Here is a 16,349-nt window from a genome sequence, read left to right as displayed (position 1 = left end):
TTGTTTCGGTCCCCGGCCCCATGCGGCGCCGGGATCCTGGTCACATGGCGGCCAATTGCGCCAAGGCGGCCTTCAGGCGCGCGATATCGTCGTCAAGCGCCGCCAGCTTCTCTCGCGTTTCCTCGATCACCTCGGGCTCGGCGTTTTCGACGAACTTCGGATTTCCAAGCCGCTTGCGCAACCCGTCGGCGTCCTTCTCGGTCTTGCCGACGGCTTTCTGCAGACGCGCGGTTTCGGCCGAGACGTCGATCACCTCGCCGATGGGCAGGGCAAAGCTGGCCCCCTGCGCTGCGACCGCGATCATGCCCTTGCCCGCCGCGCCGTCCACGGGCGCGTTTACCCGCGCCAGACGTTCGATCAGCGGCGCGTTGGCGGTCAGCGCCGCGCGGGCGGCGGCGTCGGCCTCGGTCACGATCAGGTCCAGCTTGGCGCCGGCGGGCACCCCCATCTGGGCACGGGCGGAGCGCACCGCCTCGATCAGCGAAATCACCCAGTTCATCTGGCGGTCGGCATCCGCGTCGATCAGTTCGGCGCCATAGTCGGGCCAGTCGCCATGGACCAGCATCTTCGACCGATCCCCGGTCAGGGACCACAGTTCCTCGGTCACGAAGGGCATGATCGGGTGCAAGAGCAGATAGCACTGGTCCAGCACCCAGCCCATCGTGGCGCGGGTTTCGTCGGCATGGTCGCCGTCGAACAGGGGCTTGGCTAATTCCACATACCAGTCGCAGACCTTGCCCCAGACAAAGGCGTAAAGCCCGTTGGCGGCATCGTTGAAGCGATAGGTTGCCAGCGCCTCGTCGGTGGCAAGGCGGATGCGCGCGACCTCGCCGATGATCCAGCGGTTCACGGTGTGGCTGGGCTGGGGCAGGGCACCGCCGCCGCGCACGCCGTTCATCTCGGCAAAGCGGGTCGCGTTCCAGATCTTGGTGACGAAGTTGCGCGCGCCCTCGACATGCTTCGGCCCCAGCTTGGGGTCGCGGCCCATCGCGGCCATGCCGGTCAGTGTCATGCGCAGCGCGTCGGCGCCGTATTCGTCGATCAGCGACAGGGGATCGATGACGTTGCCTTTCGACTTCGACATCTTCGCGCCCTTTTCGTCCCGGACAAGCCCGTGGACATAAACGGTGCGGAAGGGCACGTCGCCCGCGACCTCTAGCTGCATCATCATCATCCGGGCGACCCAGAAGAAGATGATGTCGAAGCCGGTGACAAGAACGTCGGTCGGGAAATACCGGCGTAGTTCGGGCGTGTCCTCGGGCCAGCCCAGCGTGCCCAAGGGCCACAGCCCCGAGGAAAACCAGGTGTCCAGCACGTCCGGGTCGCGCCAGACCGGATAGACCAGCCGGGTCGGATCCTGGGTCAGGTTGTAATCGGCCAGACCACGCGCGAAGGCGTCGATGGCGGCCTCGCGGTCCGTGCATTCGACGATGCGGGCGATTTCCAGCGGTTGCGGCAGACCGGCGATGGCGTCGCGGAACCGTTCCGCGACATCGGTGAAATTCGCCGCCGCCTGCTGGATTTCGCCGCGATGGACCAGGCCTTCCTCCAGCAGCGCGAAGATTTCCACGTCGTCCAGCTCGCCGTCGCGATCGTCATCGACCTGGCCTTCAAGCGACAGGTCGAGACCATACCACACCGGGATCTGGTGGCCCCACCAAAGCTGGCGGCTGATTGTCCAGGGCTCGATGTTTTCCAGCCAGTTGAAATAGACCTTCCGGTGCTGCTCGGGCAGGATGCGGGTCCGGCCGTCGCGCACCGCGTCAAGCGCAGGGCCGACGATCCGGGCAGTATCGACGAACCACTGGTCGGTCAGCATCGGCTCGATCACCACGCCGGACCTGTCGCCGAAGGGCTGCATGATGGGCTTCGCCTCGACCACGGGGCGGCGTTCCAGATGCTCGGCCCCGGTTTCCTTGTCGATTTCCTTGTGCAGATAGGTGACGGCAAGACCTTCGGCGTTGATCTGGTCGATCACGCGCCTGCGCGCCTCGAGACGGTCCAGGCCGCGCAGATCCTCGGGGACCAGGTTCACGTCCGACACGTCGCCCACATCCTCGCCCCGCGCGGCACGGGTCGCGATGGCGGCGCTGTCGGCATAGGACAGCCCGTCCTGGCGCATCGCGCCCTTGGTGTCCATCAGCGCATAAAGCGGGATGTTGTTGCGCGTCGCCACGCCATGGTCGTTGAAGTCATGCGCCCCGGTGATCTTGACCGCGCCGGATCCGAAGTTCGGATCGGGGTATTCGTCGGTGATGATCGGGATCAGGCGGCGGTGTTCGCGCGGCCCCACGGGGATCTCGCACAGCTTGCCGACGATGGGGGCATAGCGCGCGTCGTCGGGATGGACCGCCACGGCGCCGTCGCCCAGCATGGTTTCGGGGCGGGTGGTGGCGATGCTGATGTAATCGCGCGTCTCGCGCAGGGTGACGTTGCCGTCGGCGTCGCGTTCGACGTACTCATAGGTCTCGCCGCCGGCCAGCGGGTATTTGAAATGCCACATGTGGCCCGGAACCTCTCGGTTCTCGACCTCGAGATCGCTGATCGCGGTCTCGAAATGCGGATCCCAGTTCACCAGCCGCTTGCCGCGATAGATGATGCCCTTGTCGTAAAGGTCCAGAAAGACCCGGATCACCGCGTCGTGGAAATTGCCTTCCTCGCCCGCAGGCGCACCCGGCGCGCCCGACATGGTGAAGGCGTTGCGGGACCAGTCGCAGGATGCGCCAAGGCGCTTCAACTGGTTGATGATCGTGCCGCCGGATTCCCGCTTCCAGTCCCAGATCTTGGCGGTGAAGGCCTCGCGCCCGATGCTGCGGCGGTCGGGTTCCTGGCGCTGCGCCATCTGGCGTTCCACCACCATCTGGGTGGCGATGCCCGCATGGTCCTGGCCGGGCTGCCACAGGGTGTCGAAACCGCGCATCCTGTGCCAGCGGACCAGGATGTCCTGCAGCGTGTTGTTGAAGGCGTGGCCGATATGCAGGCTGCCGGTGACGTTCGGCGGCGGGATCATCACGGTGAATGTTTCGGACCGTCGGGCATTGGCCCCGGCGGCGAATGCGTTCGCCCGTTCCCACTGGGCGCCGATCCGCGCCTCGGCGGCCTTGGCGTCAAAGCTTTTGTCCATGCTCATGTCGGCAGATCCCCTTCGCTTGGGGATGGATTAGCGAAAGAGGGGACAAAGGCCAAGAGAGGCGGTGCAGCCTTATCCGGCGGCCCTTGCGCCGTCTGCCGCGCGCCAATGCGCCATCTGAGAGGCCAAGGCCTTGCGGAAGGCGGGCCGGTCCGTGGCGCGTTCGACATAGGCCGCAAGCTGGTGCAGGTCGTCCAGCAACCCGTTCTGCGCCGGAAGGCGCAGGATGTCGGCCATCAGCAGGTCGGCCACGGTGAAATCCTTGCCCGTCAGCCAGGGCCGGTCGCCAATGGCCGCCTGCACCTGCGCAAGCCGCTGCCGCACAAGGGGTTCGCGACGGGCGGCATGGGCGTCGTCCTTGTCGAAGAACCTGGCCAGGATCCAGGCCATGATGAAGGGCTCGACGCTGTTCAGCGCGGCGATCAGCCATTGCTGGACATGAGGTCGCTGCGCGGCGGGCATCAGGGCGGTGCCTTCCGCCAGGTGCAGCAGGATCGCGCCGGATTCGAACAGCGTCAGGTCGCCGTCGCGGATGAAGGGCACCTGATGGAACGGCTGATGGGCCAGGTGATCGACCGTGCGATCCTTCAGCGGCACGGTTTCGACGGCATAAGGCCGCCCCAGCTCCTCCAGCAGCCAGCGCACGCGGATGTCGCGCACGAAGCCGCGGGGAAAATCGGGCACCCAGTCATAGGTGGTCAGCACCAGGGTCACGGCGTCTCCTCCAGCGGGCCGACCACGGCGAACCACGCGCCCTGCGGATCGGTGGCGACGGCGATATGGGCGCTGCCCGGAACCTCGGTCGGGCCATGCTGGACGCTGCCGCCCCCGTCCCGGATGCGCCGGGTGGCGGCATCCACGCCGTTCACGCCGAAATAGACCAGCCAGACGGGCCGCGGCGCATTGCCCAGCCCCATCATGCCGCCGATATCCGCGCCGTCATGGCTGAAAAGCTGGTATGTGCCCATCGTCCCCATGTCCATCGCCTGCGATTTCCGCCAGCCGAAGACGCGGGCATAGAAGTCGAAGCCCGCGACAGAATCGGTGGACATCAGTTCGGTCCAGTTGCCGTGGCCTGCCTTCTGCTGGTCGAAGGCGCGCGTCTCGTTCCTGTCTTCCATCGGCAGGGGGGCCAGGATGCCGAAGGCCGCGCCCTGTGGATCCGAGGCCACGGCAAAGCGGCCGGTGCCGGGAATGTCCGTCGGTTCGACCTGAATCTGACCGCCTGCCGCGCGGATGTCGCGGGCCGTGGCATCGGCGTCCTCGGCCCCCAGATACAGGGTCCAGTTCGGCGGCATCCCGTCCATGCCGTCGGGGATCTCCATCAGGCCCGCCACCAGCTGATCTTCGGCACGGGCAAGGTGATAGGCAAAACCCTCCATCCCGCTGTCGCCGATCTGCCAGCCCAGGACGCGGGCATAGAAATCTTCCGCCTGGGCAAGCTGGCCCTTGGCGGTGGTCAGTTCGAACCAGACAGGGTGGCCATGCACGCGGGGCATCAGCGGCCCCCCGTCTTGCTGTCGAAGACAGGCGTGAAGCCGCCCCAGAACATCCGCATCCCGTCAAAGGGCATGTCCGGCATGTCCATGTCGGCCATCTCGGCCTCCATCTTGCGGCTGGCCTCGTCGCAGGTCTCGCGGTCGGGCCATTCGATCCAGGAAAACAGCGGCACCTCTCCGTCCTGGGCCTGGGTCGCGCGATAGAAGTCGGTCTGCTTGCCATGGGGCACGTCCTCGCCCCAGCATTCGACCTGATAGGTCGCGCCCATGCGCCGGAACATCTCGGTCGCGCTGTTGGCCATGTCGATATAAGCCTGCTTCCGATCCTCGGGCGCGGCCAGGACGAAGCCCTGGACATAGCTGCCGGGCCTGCTTTCGCCCACCTGGACGATGGGCGCGAAGCCGCCCCAGAACATGCGCGCGCCGTCGAAGGGCATCTCTGGCATCTCGGGCAGGTCGTCGCCGCCTTCCATACTGGCCCAGGCGGCATCGCAGGTTTCCTTGTCGGGCCATTCGACCCAGGAAAACAGCGGCACCTCGTCTTCCTTGGCCTGGGTCGCGCGATAGAAATCGGTCTGCTTGCCGTGCTTCACGTCCGTGCCCAGGCATTCGACCATGCGCAAGGCGCCGCGTTTCTGGAACCAGGGCCAGCCGGCCTTGGCATGGGCGATGAAGGCGTCCCTGTTCGATTGGGGGACCGCTGCGACGAAACCCGAAACATAGGTCATGACATTCCCTCCCATTCAGCCCCTTGGGGCAGATGAGTCGCAGCCTGTCAGTTGCAGTATGAAAAAGCAACTGATACTCTGAGGCCATGAACAGGACAGGCCAGACCCCGCGCATCCGCTATGACGAAGGATGCCTTGCAGCCCATGCGCTGAACGTCGTCGGCGACCGATGGGCGCTGCTGGTCGTCCGGGAACTGATGCTGGCGCCCAAGCGGTTCCAGGCGATCCGCCACGGATTGCCGGGCGTCACGGCGGCGGTGCTGACGCAGCGGCTGGCGCAACTGATCGACGCGGGCGTGGTCGCGCATGACGGCGGGGTTTATGGGCTGACCGATTCCGGGCGCGGCTTGATGCCGGTGCTGCAGGCGATGTGCCGCTGGGCCGCGCTGCATCCGGGCCATGATCCGCGCCGCTTCATCAGCCCGGCGGCCCTGGTGATCTCGATGACGGCGATGATGCTGCCCAATGACGCGCAGGCGACGGCGGGCATGGAGATGGGGCACGAAGCCTTTACCCTGCGCCTGGCGAATGGCGTCCTGCACCCCCAGGCCGGGGCAGGGGCTTCGGATTTCACGCTGTCGGGCAACGGCAACAACCTGGCGCGCGCGGTCTATGGCCCGGTGCCGCTGGCCCGACTGGTGCAGGACGGGGTGATCGGACTGGCGGGCGATGCGCAGGCCGCCCAGGATTTCGTGGACCTGTTCCGGCTGCGCTAGGCGCTTATACCGCCCGGTCCATCTTGGTCGTCAGGTGGATCAGGCTTTCCGACGACCGCACCCCGTCCAGGGCGCCGATGCGATCCAGCGCCTCGTCCAGTTCGGCGGTCGATCCGCTGACGATCTGGACCAGCAGGTCGATCCGCCCGCTGGTGGTATGGATCCGTTCGACCTGCGGCATCGACTTCAGCCGCGACAGGACCGCAGGCTGGCTGCGCGGTTCGATGGCCAGAAGCACGGTGGCGCGGATACGCCCCAGCCTGGCCGCATCGCCCAATCTCAGCGTATAGCCGGCGATCGCGCCCGATGTTTCCAGCCGTTCCAGACGCGCCTGCAGCGTGGATCGCGCGACCTTCAGCCGCCGCGCCAGCACCGCGATCGAGGTGCGGGCGTCCTGCGACAGCAGCGCCACGATGTTGCGATCCAGGTCATCCATCGCCGTAATCCGGTGCTTTCGTCAAATTGACATGAAGTTCGTCATAATAACCGGCACAGGGCGCGGATCTACCCTTTTCATCGGTGAAATTGGAACCGAAAAGCGCCACCTTGGGTTGGGGGGCTTCATGCCCGCGACCCGATCACATCGAACGCGCGAAAGGATCCCGTGCAATGGGGACACAGAAGACCGTCTGGGACAATCCGGCCGAGATCATCCGCCATCTTCAGCCCGACCATCCGGTGATGGCCTTCGCGCCCACGGTGTTGCAGGACCGGGCGCGGCAATTCCTGACGGGCTTTCCGGGCCTTGTGACCTATGCCGTGAAATCCAACCCCGATGAGGCCGTGATCCAGAACCTGGTGACTGCCGGCATCCAGGGCTTTGACGTCGCATCTCCGTTCGAGATCGACCTGATCGGCCGCCTGGCCCCCCGCGCGGCGCGCCATTACCACAACCCCGTCCGGTCGCGCCGGGAAATCGCCCATGGCGTGCGCGAAGGCATCCTCGCCTGGTCGGTGGACAGCCGCAGCGAGCTGGACAAGCTGTTCGAACAGGTGCCGACCCATGTGGACGGGCAGGGGGTCGAGATCTCGCCCCGCTTCAAGCTGCCGGTGCTGGGCGCGGCCTATGACTTCGGTTCGAAATTCGGGGCGACGCCGGACCTGGCGGCGGATCTGCTGCGGCTGGTGGCGGAGCGGGGCTATGTCGCCTCGCTGACCTTCCATCCGGGCACGCAATGCACCGACCCGATCGCCTGGGAAAGCTATATCCGCGTCGCGCGCGAGATCTGCGATCTGGCGGGCGTCCGGGCGCACCGGCTGAACGTCGGCGGCGGCTTTCCGTCGCATCGCGTGGTAGGCGTTGAACCCGACCTGCAGTCGATCTTCACCGAGATCGGCGACACGGTGTCCGAATGCTTCGGCGATGATGCGCCAGCCCTGGTCTGCGAACCGGGGCGCGGCCTTTGCGCCGATGCCTATGCGCTGATCGCCCGCGTCAAGGGCGTGCGCGACGGGGCCAATGTGTTCCTGAACGACGGCGTTTATGGCGGGCTGGCGGAACTTCCGATCATCGGCAACATCGACCGGATCGAGGTTCTGACCCCCCAGGGCAAGCCCCGCACCGGCGACCGCAACGGTCGCGTGATCTTCGGGCCGACCTGCGATTCGGTGGATCGTCTGCCGGGCGAACTCGGCCTGCCCGACGACATCGCCGAAGACGATTACGTCGTCTTCCACGGCGCGGGCGCCTATTCGGTGGTGACCAACACCCGCTTCAACGGCTTCGGCGCCATGACCCGTGCCACGGTGATGGGCTTCGAATAGGCCACATCTTCTGTGTGCAAATATCCTCCGGGGGTCGGGGGGTGGAAAACCCCCCGTCGCCACGATGCGGTTCAGGCCACCGCGCCCAGGTTCAGCGGCTCGACCCCAAGCGCCCCGCAGACCGCCAGCGTCAAATCGGGCCGGTTCAGCGTATAGAAATGCAGCCGGTCCACGCCGCCGTCCAGCAGGGCGCGGCACAGATCCGCGCAGACGCGTTCCGACAGGGCGCGTTCCGCCGCCGGACCTTCGGCGGCGGCTTTCGTGAACGCCTCCTCGGCCCAGCCCGGCACGCTGGTGCCGCAGGTCGCGGCAAAGCGCTTGGCCCCGGCCCAGCCCTGGATCGGCAGGATGCCCGGGATGATCGGCGCGTCGATCCCCGCCGCCGCGCATTTGTCGCGAAAGCGGAAGAAGGTATCGGCATCGAAGAAGAACTGCGTGATCGCGCTGGTCGCGCCCGCCTCGATCTTGCGCTTCAGCCAGAAGACGTCGGCATCGGTGCCGCTGCTGTCCGGGTGCGGTTCGGGATAGGCGCCGACGCGGATCGTCATGTCGCCGCGCGCGGCGATCGCCTCGATCAATTCGACCGTGTTGGTGAAACCGTCGGGATGCGGGGTGAACCGGTCCTGCCCTTTGGGCGCATCGCCGCGCAGCGCCACGATTTCCCGAATCCCGGCTTCGGCATAGGCCTGCACGATTTCCATCGTCTCGGCCCGCGTGGCCTCGACGCAGGTCAGGTGGGCGGCGACGGGGATGCCGTAATGGCGGTGGATGGTCGTCACCGCCTCATGCGTCAGCTTGCGGGTGGTGCCGCCCGCGCCATAGGTGACGGACACGAAATCCGGCGCCAGCGGCGCCAGGGCCCGCGCGGTCTCCCACAGCCGGAAGGACGCATCCAGCGTCTTCGGCGGAAAGAACTCGAAGCTGATCTTGGGGCGGGACATGGCGATTCCTTTGGCTTTGGCCGCTTGTGCCACGCGTCCGGCCGTGAGACAAATTCATAATCCTCAAGATCAACATGAGTCTGCCTCACCATGCATCTGGAACTGCGCCATTTGCGGACCGTCCGCGCGATCCATGAACAAGGCGGCCTGGCCCGCGCGGCCGAGGTCCTGAACATCACGCAATCGGCTCTGTCCCATCAGGTCAAGGCGCTGGAAGAACAGGCGGGGGTGGACCTGTTCGTCCGCCGCGCCAAGCCCATGCGCCTGTCGCCATCCGGGATGCGCCTGCTGCGGCTGGCCGAACAGGTCCTGCCGCTGGTCCAGGCCACCGAGGACGAATTCAAGGGGGTCGAGGCAGGGCGCATCGGGCGGTTGCACATTGCCATGGAATGCCACGCCTGCTTCGACTGGCTGCTGCCGGTCCTGGACATCTTCCGCCGCACCTGGCCCGAGGTGGACCTGGACATCCGCCAGCGGCTGGCCTTCGGCGCGCTGCCCGCCCTGTCCCGGCAAGAGGTCGATCTGGTGATCTCGTCCGACCCCGAGGATCTGCCGGGCATCGTCTTCCAGCCGCTGTTCGACTATTCCCCGACGCTGGTGGTGCCCGCCGATCACCCGCTGGTCGCCAAGGGGTATGCCGAACCGCAGGATCTGGCAGGGGAAACGCTGATCACCTATCCCATGGACCGAGCGCGGCTGGACGTGTTCAGCCAGTTCCTGACGCCCGCCGGCGTGGAACCCGCCCGGCAGCGCACTGTGGAACTGACCGCCGTGTCGCTGATGCTGGTCGCCTCGGGGCGCGGCGTGGCGGTGATGCCCGACTGGGTCTTGCGCCGCGAATCCGCCAATGCGGAAATCGCCATGCTGCCGCTGACGCAAGGCGGGATCATCAGGCGGCTTTACGCGGCGGTGCGGGCCGAGGATCTGGCCCAGCCCTATATGGCCCATGTGCTGCGCCTGTCGCGAACCGAACCGCTGCGGATGCTGCGCGGCGCGGCGGCATAGGCGGCAAGGGGACCTAGCGCATTCCCAATCCGGCGCGCATCATCAGGCGCCGCACCGGGGCGATGCCGTAAAGCCCGCCAAGCGCCGCCGCGCGCAGATCGCGCAGGGGCCGCAGGGATGCCTGGCTGGCGCGGTTCAGCGCGTCGATGCCCAGCAGCCGGGCAAAGGCTTCGGGACGACGGGCGCGGTCGAATGCCGTCAGGCCGTCCGGGTTGCCCGGATCATCGCCCGACAGATCCAGCAGCGACGACAGGTCGGCCAGGCTCATGTTCAGGCCTTGGGCGCCGATGGGCGGGACCACATGCGCGGCCTCGGCGATCAGGGCGGTGCGGGGACCGGTGAAGCGGTCGGCGATCTGGCTGATGATCGGCCATTGCGTCAGCCGAGTCTCCAGCGTCAGCCGGCCCAGCACCCCGGCCGAACGTGCGTTCATCTCGGCCGCGAAGGCGTCGGGCGGCAGGGCGGCAAGGCGCGCGACCTCGCGCCCGTTTTCCATCCAGATCACCGCCGAACAGGGCTTGCCGCCGCGGTCGGGCAGGGGCACCAGCGTGAACGGCCCGCCGGACCGGTGAATCTCGGTCGAGACATTTTCGTGCGGCACCTCATGCGTGACGGCAAAGGCCAGCGCCTTCTGGCCATAGCGGAAGGTCCGCACACCGATGCCAAGGGCTTGCCTTACCGGCGAATTGCGCCCGTCCGCCCCGACCAGCAGCCGCGCCTGGATGCGCCGTCCATCCGTCAGCGTGACAAGGGCGCCCGTATCACGGGCCAGCACCGCCGCCGTGCCCGTGCCGGGCTGGAAGCGGACATTGTCCATTTCCGCCAGCCGGGCGGTGATCTCGCGCCGCAACAGCCAGTTGGGCAGGTTCCAGCCAAAGGGCTGGTCGCCGATCTCGGCCGCGTTGAATTCGCGCGTCAGGCGCGGGGCGGGCGTGGCGCCGCCCGCATCGACGATCCGCATGACCTGCAAGGGCGTGGCATGAGGCGCCAGGCGGTCCCACAGCCCGATCCGCCGCAACAGCGCGACCGAGGGGGTCAGGAAAGCCGTGGTGCGCAGGTCGGCGCCTTCGGCAGCCTCATCCGTGATCGGCGGCGCGGGATCGACGCAGATCGTGGAAAATCCCCGCGCGCCGAAGGCCGCCGCGGCGATCAGCCCGGCGATGCCGCCGCCGGACACCAGGATATCGACCGCCTCGATGTCGCCTGCCACCATGTGCCGTTCAGTTCCCGGCGGTGAACATCAGCATGACCGCGAAAACGGCCACGGTCAGCACCAGGCCAAGCAGGCCAAGCACGGGAAGGCCGAACTGGATGACGGCCAGCACGGCAATCGCAAGAACGGCCAGCAGCAGGGCGATGATACGGAGCGTCAGGCGATTTCCGTCTTTGTCGGCGGTATGGGTCATGGAAAACCTATGGGATGGGCGCGCGTCGGGGGACATTGTGGCGCAATCACCCCTGCGCCGCAATGCGACGCAAGAACGCAGTCAGGTCGTGGATGTGGTGATCGACATGGCCGGGCACCGGCGCGTCCAGAAGATCCGGCCCGTGGCGGCCCGGCCCGACCAGGATCGTGCGCATCCCGACCCGGTGCGGATAGGCCAGGTTGCGGGGGTCGTCCTCGAAGAAGGCGGCGCGGGTGGGGTCGATGCGCGCGGCGTCGATCACGATGCGAAAGGCTTCCTCGCGCGGCTTGGGATGGAAATGCGTCTCGGCGATGCCATAGATCGCCTCGAAGACGGGGGCGGGCGCGTCGCTGCCCACCAGGCCCAGGCCGCGTGCGCCCAGCACCTTCTGCGCATAGGCGGAATCGCCGTTGGTATGGACCAGCTTGCGCCCTGGCAGGGCGGCGATGGCGGCGGCAAGGTCCGGGGCGGGCAGCAGGGGCGCGAAGTCGATGTCGTGGACATCCGCAAGATAGGCCAGGGGGTCGATGGCATGTTCGGCCATCAGCCCCGCCAGCGTCGTCCCGTGCCGTGTCCACCAGTCGCGCCGCATCTGGTCGGCCGCGTCGCGTTCCACCGCCAGGGTGCGCATGACGTAATCGGTCATCCGCGATTCGATCTGCGGGAACAGCGCCATGTCCGGCGGATAAAGCGTGTTGTCCAGATCGAAGATCCAGGTATCGACATGCGTGAAATCCATGGCCATGGCCTAGCCCGGCAACAGCGCCCTTGCAATCGCCCAAAGCCCGGCCAATCGTGCGGCCCATGAAGGACGCATATTCCCTGATCCTGGCCGCGATCGAATCCGGCACCTATCGCCCCGGCGACCGGCTGGTCGAATCCGAACTGGCCGAACGCTTCGGCGTCAGCCGCACCCCCGTGCGCGAGGCTTTGCAGCGGCTGGAGACCCAGGCCATGCTGGTGCGTGACGGGCGCAGCCTGATCGTCGCATCGCTGGACCACAACCAACTGGCCGAGCTTTACACCGTCCGCGCGGAACTTGAGGCGCTGGCCGCACGCCTTGCCGCCCGCCACGCCACGCCGGAAGAAGTGCGCGTCCTGGCCCAGATGGTCGCCGAGGACCAGCGGGCCGTCCGCGACCCCGAGGCGCTGGCCCGCGCCAACCGGCGCTTTCATCACCAGATCCATCTGGCGTCTCACAACCGCTATCTGGTCCAGCAGCTTGACCTGGTGCATCGGACCATGGCGCTGATGGCCAAGACCTCGCTGGCCGCCGAAGGGCGGGGCGAAACCGCGCTTGCCGAACACAAGCGCATCGTCGATGCCATCGCGGCGGGCGACGGGGCGGCGGCGGACAAGGCGCTGCGGCAGCATATCTCGATGGCCTGGGAAACCCGCCTGAAGCTGGAGGCGGCGGTGGATCGTGACTGACGCGCCCCGAGGTGGGCCGCGACTGATCCAGACCCAGGCCGACTTGGCCGAGGGGGTGGCGCATCTGGTCGCGGTCTGTCCCGTCTGGGCGCGGGTCGCGCCGGATCTGGGCCCGCTGCCGCTGCTGCGCCGCGCGGATGGTTTCGAAGCCCTGGCCGATGCTGTGGTGGGGCAACTGATCTCGACCTCGGCCGCGGCCGCCATCTCGGCCCGGCTGGCGGCGGCGGGGCTGATGAGCCCCGAGGCGATCCTTGCCGCGCCCGAGGAAACCTTGCGCGCGGTGGGTCTGTCGCGTCCCAAGGTCCGTTACCTGAAAGGGATCGCGGCGGCAGGCCTGGATTGGGACGGCCTGCGCGCCATGCCTGACAACCAGGCCGTCGCCATCCTGACGGCGCTGCCCGGCATCGGGGCCTGGACGGCCGAGATCTATCTGAAGATGGCGCTTGGCCGGCCCGACGTCTTCGCGGCGGGCGATCTTGCCCTGCAGGAGGCTGCGCGGATGATGTATGGCCTGGATGCCCGGCCCACGGCGGCCGGCCTGCGGCGCATGGCCGAAGCCTGGCGGCCCTGGCGCGCGGTTGCGGCCCGTGGTCTCTGGGCCTATTACCTGCGGGCCAAAGGCCGCGAGGGAATCCGATGACCGTTCTGAAATCCGCCCGCAAGGGTCCGTCCAAGGCCGATGCGGTCGTTGTGTTCCTGCATGGATACGGCGCGGATGGCGCCGACCTGCTGGGTCTGGCCGATCCCCTGTCGCCGCATCTGCCGGGCGTCGCCTTCCACGCCCCCGATGCGCCCGAACGCAGCGTCAACAACCCCTTCGGCTACCAGTGGTTTCCGATCCCTTGGCTGGACGGGTCGTCCGAGGCGCAGGCCAAGGAGTCCATGGCCAAGTCCATCGACCTGCTGAACGCCTGGCTGGACAAGGTGTTGGCGGACGAAGGACTGACGGCGGACCGGATGGTCGTGGTGGGCTTTTCGCAGGGCACGATGATGGCGCTGCATGTCCTGCCGCGCCGCGACCAGCCGGTGGCAGGCATCATCGGTTTTTCGGGCCGCCTGCTGGTCCCCGAACTGCTGCCGTCCGAGGCGAAGGTCAAGCCGCCGGTCCTGCTGCTGCATGGCGACCAGGATCCGATGGTGCCGTTCCAGGACATGCAGCTTGCCGGCGAGGCGCTGGAGAAGGCGGGCTTCGACGTCTATGGCCATGTGATGAAGGGCACCGGGCACGGGATTTCGCCCGACGGGCTGTCGGTGGCGCTGTCCTTCGCGAAGGACAGGCTGGGGAAATAAGCCGGGGGTTTCACACCCCCGGACCCCCGTGGGATACTTGGGCACAGAAGATCAGGACCAGATCGCCGGGTCCGCCAGTTCGATGGAATTGCCCGCCGGGTCGCGCAGATAGATCGACCTTGCGCCGTTCGGCCAGCGGAAATCGGCCTCGATGGTGATGTCTTTCGCTTCCAGGTGGTCGCGCCAGGCGTCCAGCCGGTCAGGCGCCACGGCTAGGCAGAAATGGCCGGGCCCGCGCGCGCCATGCGGGGGCACCGGCAGCCGGGCATCGGGCTTTGGCGGCTGTGCGGTGGCCTCGGGGTTGAAGACCAGCAGGACCTGCCCGGGCGCGACGCGAAAGAACACATGCCGTCCCGGCACGGTCTGGAACGGTTCCAACCCCATCACGTCGCGCCAGAATGCGGTGGCCGCGTCCAGATCCTCGGCATAAAGCGCGGATTCCAGGGTTCCAAGCAGGGGCGGCGGCGTCTGCGTCATGAAACGCAGCCTGCCATTCCCGCGGGCAGGGGGCAACCGTCATGCCCCTGTCACCGGCGCGGTTTATCCCTGCCGCAGGGCAAATAGATCCGGGGACTTGCCAGATGCCGGACGCGATATATAGTCAAGGAAACGGATCTGACGGGGCGCCCCCGGCCACCCAGGGGGGCAGGCGGAAAGGCAGCATGCTGGATCAGCGACATCAGACGGATTTTCGAACCCAGTTCGTGCGCGAGCCTGCAAGCCTGCGCCATCACCCCGCCCTGGTGCTGAACGCGGATTACCGGCCCCTGTCCTATTACCCCCTGTCGCTGTGGCCCTGGCAAGAGGCGATCAAGGCCGCCTTCCTGGACCGCGTGGACATCATCGCCGAATACGAGGAGGTGGTGCGAAGTCAGCGCCAGGTGTTCAAGCTGCCCTCGGTCGTCGTTCTGAAGGATTATGTGAAACCCCAGAAGCGCGTAGCATTTACGCGCTTCAATCTTTTTCTGCGGGACGAATTCTGCTGCCAGTATTGCGGGGCCAAGGGCGACCTGACCTTCGATCACGTCGTGCCCCGGTCGCGCGGGGGCGTGACCAGCTGGGACAACGTGGTCGCCGCCTGTTCGCCCTGCAACCTGCGCAAGGCCAACCGCAGCCTGCGCCATTCGGGGATGAGCCTGCGCCGCAAGCCGTGCCAACCCTCGCCCGAGGAGATGCACGCGGCGGGCCGGCGCTTTCCGCCGAATCACCTGCATGAAAGCTGGATGGATTTCCTGTATTGGGACGCCGAGCTGGAAAGCTGACGGCCCCGCCCGTCAGGCGTCGTGGTCGTGCCGGTCGCCCTGGGACAGATGCAGGGCGGCCGCGGCCGACAGCGTGACCATCGCCAGGACCACCACGGGCGCACCAGCCGAAAAGGCCGCCCACAGGGTCAAGGCGGCGACAAGGATGACTGCGGCGATCAGGACCAGGAAGTGCGGCAAGGGCATGGCGGGTCGTCTCCTCATCCTGAATATGGGATGAAGATTGCGCTTTGAAAAGACGATGCGGAAAATGCGCGCCAAATTGTCGCGCATCCCCGTGTCAGATCAGGCCGGCATGGTCCAGCGCCGCGTCGATCAGGCGGCGGGTCGGGTCGGTCAGGGGCACCAGCGGCAGCCGCACCCTTTCGTCGCACAGGCCCAGCCGCGACATCGCGTATTTCGCGCCGACAAGGCCCGGTTCGACGAAGATCGCCACATGAAGGGGCATCAGCCGGTCCTGGTATTCCAGCGCCTTGGCATAGTCGCCCGCCAACGTCGCTTCCTGGAACTCGGCGCACAGCTTCGGCGCGACATTGGCCGTGACGCTGATGCAGCCCACGCCGCCATGGGCGTTGAAGCCAAGCGCGGTGCCGTCCTCACCCGACAATTGCACGAAGTCGTGGCCGCAGGTGATGCGCTGCTGGCTGACGCGCTCCAGCTTGCCGGTGGCGTCCTTGACGCCGATGATCGTGGGCAGCTTGGCCAGTTCGCCCATGGTTTCGGGCGTCATGTCCACCACCGACCGGCCGGGGATGTTGTAGATGATGATGGGCAGGTCGGATGCCTCGGCCAGGGCGGTGTAATGGGCGATCAACCCCGCCTGAGTGGGCTTGTTGTAATAGGGCGTGACAACAAGGGCGGCATCTGCGCCGACCTCGGCCGCGTGTCGGATCAGGCCGATGCCTTCGCGCGTGCTGTTCGACCCGGCGCCGGCGATGACCGGGATGCGACCGTCCACGGCGCGCACGACCTCCTCGATCACCAGGCGGTGTTCGTCATGGGTCAGGGTCGGGCTTTCGCCGGTGGTGCCCACGGGGACAAGGCCGTGGCTGCCTTGGTCGATATGCCATTCGACCAGCTTCTTCAGCGTGTCCAGATCCAGCTCGCCGTCCGGTGTGAACGGCGTGACCAGTGCGGGCAGGGATCCCTTGAACATGACACGCTTCCTTGCAGGTTT

19 protein-coding genes are annotated in these 16,349 nt (G+C 67.0%); 7 read left to right on the top strand and 12 right to left on the bottom strand.

Annotated elements, in window-relative coordinates:
* Positions 1-40: 40 nt before the first annotated feature.
* From CK944_RS03975 to CK944_RS03960, 4 genes are all read right to left on the bottom strand, one after another.
* A complete protein-coding gene (locus CK944_RS03975; protein ID WP_103171750.1) occupies positions 41-3,130 on the bottom strand; it encodes a valine--tRNA ligase in 3,090 nt (1,029 codons plus the stop codon).
* Positions 3,131-3,202: 72 nt separating this feature from the next.
* Complete coding sequence (locus CK944_RS03970) at positions 3,203-3,844, bottom strand: glutathione S-transferase family protein (RefSeq protein ID WP_103171749.1); 642 nt, start codon at positions 3,842-3,844, stop codon at positions 3,203-3,205.
* Positions 3,841-4,629 carry a VOC family protein gene (locus CK944_RS03965; RefSeq protein WP_103171748.1) on the bottom strand — a complete coding sequence of 263 codons (789 nt, stop codon included), beginning with the start codon at positions 4,627-4,629 and terminating at the stop codon, positions 3,841-3,843. The genes CK944_RS03970 and CK944_RS03965 overlap by 4 nt, the downstream gene beginning before the upstream one ends.
* Positions 4,629-5,357, bottom strand: a complete 729-nt coding sequence (locus CK944_RS03960; RefSeq protein ID WP_103171747.1) for a DUF1428 domain-containing protein — start codon at positions 5,355-5,357, stop codon at positions 4,629-4,631. Before CK944_RS03960 ends, CK944_RS03965 begins: the two co-directional genes overlap by 1 nt.
* Positions 5,358-5,443: 86 nt before the next feature.
* Between CK944_RS03960 and CK944_RS03955 the strand changes: the two genes are divergently transcribed.
* Positions 5,444-6,073: a helix-turn-helix domain-containing protein gene (locus CK944_RS03955; protein WP_103171746.1), complete on the top strand. Its 630-nt coding sequence runs from the start codon at positions 5,444-5,446 to the stop codon at positions 6,071-6,073.
* A gap of 4 nt (positions 6,074-6,077) precedes the next feature.
* Here the strand turns inward: CK944_RS03955 and CK944_RS03950 are convergent, their stop codons facing one another.
* A complete protein-coding gene (locus CK944_RS03950; protein ID WP_103171745.1) occupies positions 6,078-6,509 on the bottom strand; it encodes an Lrp/AsnC family transcriptional regulator in 432 nt (143 codons plus the stop codon).
* 173 nt (positions 6,510-6,682) lie between these two features.
* On the opposite strand from CK944_RS03950, the gene CK944_RS03945 reads away from it, so the two are divergent.
* Positions 6,683-7,837, top strand: a complete 1,155-nt coding sequence (locus CK944_RS03945; protein WP_103171744.1) for a type III PLP-dependent enzyme — start codon at positions 6,683-6,685, stop codon at positions 7,835-7,837.
* 71 nt (positions 7,838-7,908) lie between these two features.
* Here CK944_RS03945 and metF read toward each other — a convergent pair whose 3' ends face one another.
* The gene (gene metF / locus CK944_RS03940) at positions 7,909-8,778 is read right to left on the bottom strand and encodes a methylenetetrahydrofolate reductase [NAD(P)H] (protein ID WP_103171743.1); all 870 of its coding nucleotides are present in this window, start codon (positions 8,776-8,778) and stop codon (positions 7,909-7,911) included.
* A 90-nt stretch (positions 8,779-8,868) separates the two neighbouring features.
* On the opposite strand from metF, the gene CK944_RS03935 reads away from it, so the two are divergent.
* Complete coding sequence (locus CK944_RS03935) at positions 8,869-9,783, top strand: LysR family transcriptional regulator (RefSeq protein WP_103171742.1); 915 nt, start codon at positions 8,869-8,871, stop codon at positions 9,781-9,783.
* Between the two features lie 13 nt (positions 9,784-9,796).
* On the opposite strand, the gene CK944_RS03930 is transcribed toward CK944_RS03935, so the two are convergent.
* The 3 genes from CK944_RS03930 to CK944_RS03920 are packed head-to-tail and all read right to left on the bottom strand — an operon-like array spanning position 9,797 to position 11,928.
* A complete protein-coding gene (locus CK944_RS03930; protein WP_103171741.1) occupies positions 9,797-10,996 on the bottom strand; it encodes a UbiH/UbiF family hydroxylase in 1,200 nt (399 codons plus the stop codon).
* 7 nt (positions 10,997-11,003) lie between these two features.
* On the bottom strand, positions 11,004-11,189 hold the full coding sequence (locus tag CK944_RS03925; RefSeq protein WP_146038600.1) for a hypothetical protein: 186 nt from the start codon (positions 11,187-11,189) through the stop codon (positions 11,004-11,006).
* Positions 11,190-11,235: 46 nt separating this feature from the next.
* Positions 11,236-11,928, bottom strand: a complete 693-nt coding sequence (locus CK944_RS03920) for a pyrimidine 5'-nucleotidase (protein WP_103171916.1) — start codon at positions 11,926-11,928, stop codon at positions 11,236-11,238.
* A gap of 65 nt (positions 11,929-11,993) precedes the next feature.
* Here CK944_RS03920 and CK944_RS03915 point away from each other — a divergent pair, with 65 nt between their 5' ends.
* Genes CK944_RS03915 through CK944_RS03905 form a run of 3 tightly spaced genes read left to right on the top strand, consistent with a single transcriptional unit; the run spans position 11,994 to position 13,910 of the window.
* Positions 11,994-12,620, top strand: coding sequence for a GntR family transcriptional regulator (locus tag CK944_RS03915; RefSeq protein WP_103171739.1), 627 nt, complete (start codon positions 11,994-11,996; stop codon positions 12,618-12,620).
* Positions 12,613-13,260 carry a DNA-3-methyladenine glycosylase gene (locus CK944_RS03910; protein WP_103171738.1) on the top strand — a complete coding sequence of 216 codons (648 nt, stop codon included), beginning with the start codon at positions 12,613-12,615 and terminating at the stop codon, positions 13,258-13,260. The genes CK944_RS03915 and CK944_RS03910 overlap by 8 nt, the downstream gene beginning before the upstream one ends.
* Complete coding sequence (locus CK944_RS03905) at positions 13,257-13,910, top strand: alpha/beta hydrolase (RefSeq protein ID WP_103171737.1); 654 nt, start codon at positions 13,257-13,259, stop codon at positions 13,908-13,910. Before CK944_RS03910 ends, CK944_RS03905 begins: the two co-directional genes overlap by 4 nt.
* Before the next feature lie 51 nt (positions 13,911-13,961).
* Here the strand turns inward: CK944_RS03905 and CK944_RS03900 are convergent, their stop codons facing one another.
* Positions 13,962-14,387: a VOC family protein gene (locus CK944_RS03900; protein ID WP_103171736.1), complete on the bottom strand. Its 426-nt coding sequence runs from the start codon at positions 14,385-14,387 to the stop codon at positions 13,962-13,964.
* A 185-nt stretch (positions 14,388-14,572) separates the two neighbouring features.
* Here CK944_RS03900 and CK944_RS03895 point away from each other — a divergent pair, with 185 nt between their 5' ends.
* The gene (locus CK944_RS03895; RefSeq protein ID WP_103171735.1) at positions 14,573-15,172 is read left to right on the top strand and encodes an HNH endonuclease; all 600 of its coding nucleotides are present in this window, start codon (positions 14,573-14,575) and stop codon (positions 15,170-15,172) included.
* A 12-nt stretch (positions 15,173-15,184) separates the two neighbouring features.
* On the opposite strand, the gene CK944_RS23595 is transcribed toward CK944_RS03895, so the two are convergent.
* Complete coding sequence (locus CK944_RS23595; protein WP_188713801.1) at positions 15,185-15,358, bottom strand: hypothetical protein; 174 nt, start codon at positions 15,356-15,358, stop codon at positions 15,185-15,187.
* A gap of 94 nt (positions 15,359-15,452) precedes the next feature.
* Positions 15,453-16,328 carry a 4-hydroxy-tetrahydrodipicolinate synthase gene (gene dapA, locus CK944_RS03890; protein ID WP_103171734.1) on the bottom strand — a complete coding sequence of 292 codons (876 nt, stop codon included), beginning with the start codon at positions 16,326-16,328 and terminating at the stop codon, positions 15,453-15,455.
* Positions 16,329-16,349 lie beyond the last annotated feature (21 nt).

This window comes from Paracoccus sp. SY (genome assembly GCF_002901215.1).
GTDB lineage: Bacteria > Pseudomonadota > Alphaproteobacteria > Rhodobacterales > Rhodobacteraceae > Paracoccus > Paracoccus acridae.
This window is presented reverse-complemented; position numbering and strand designations above follow the sequence as displayed.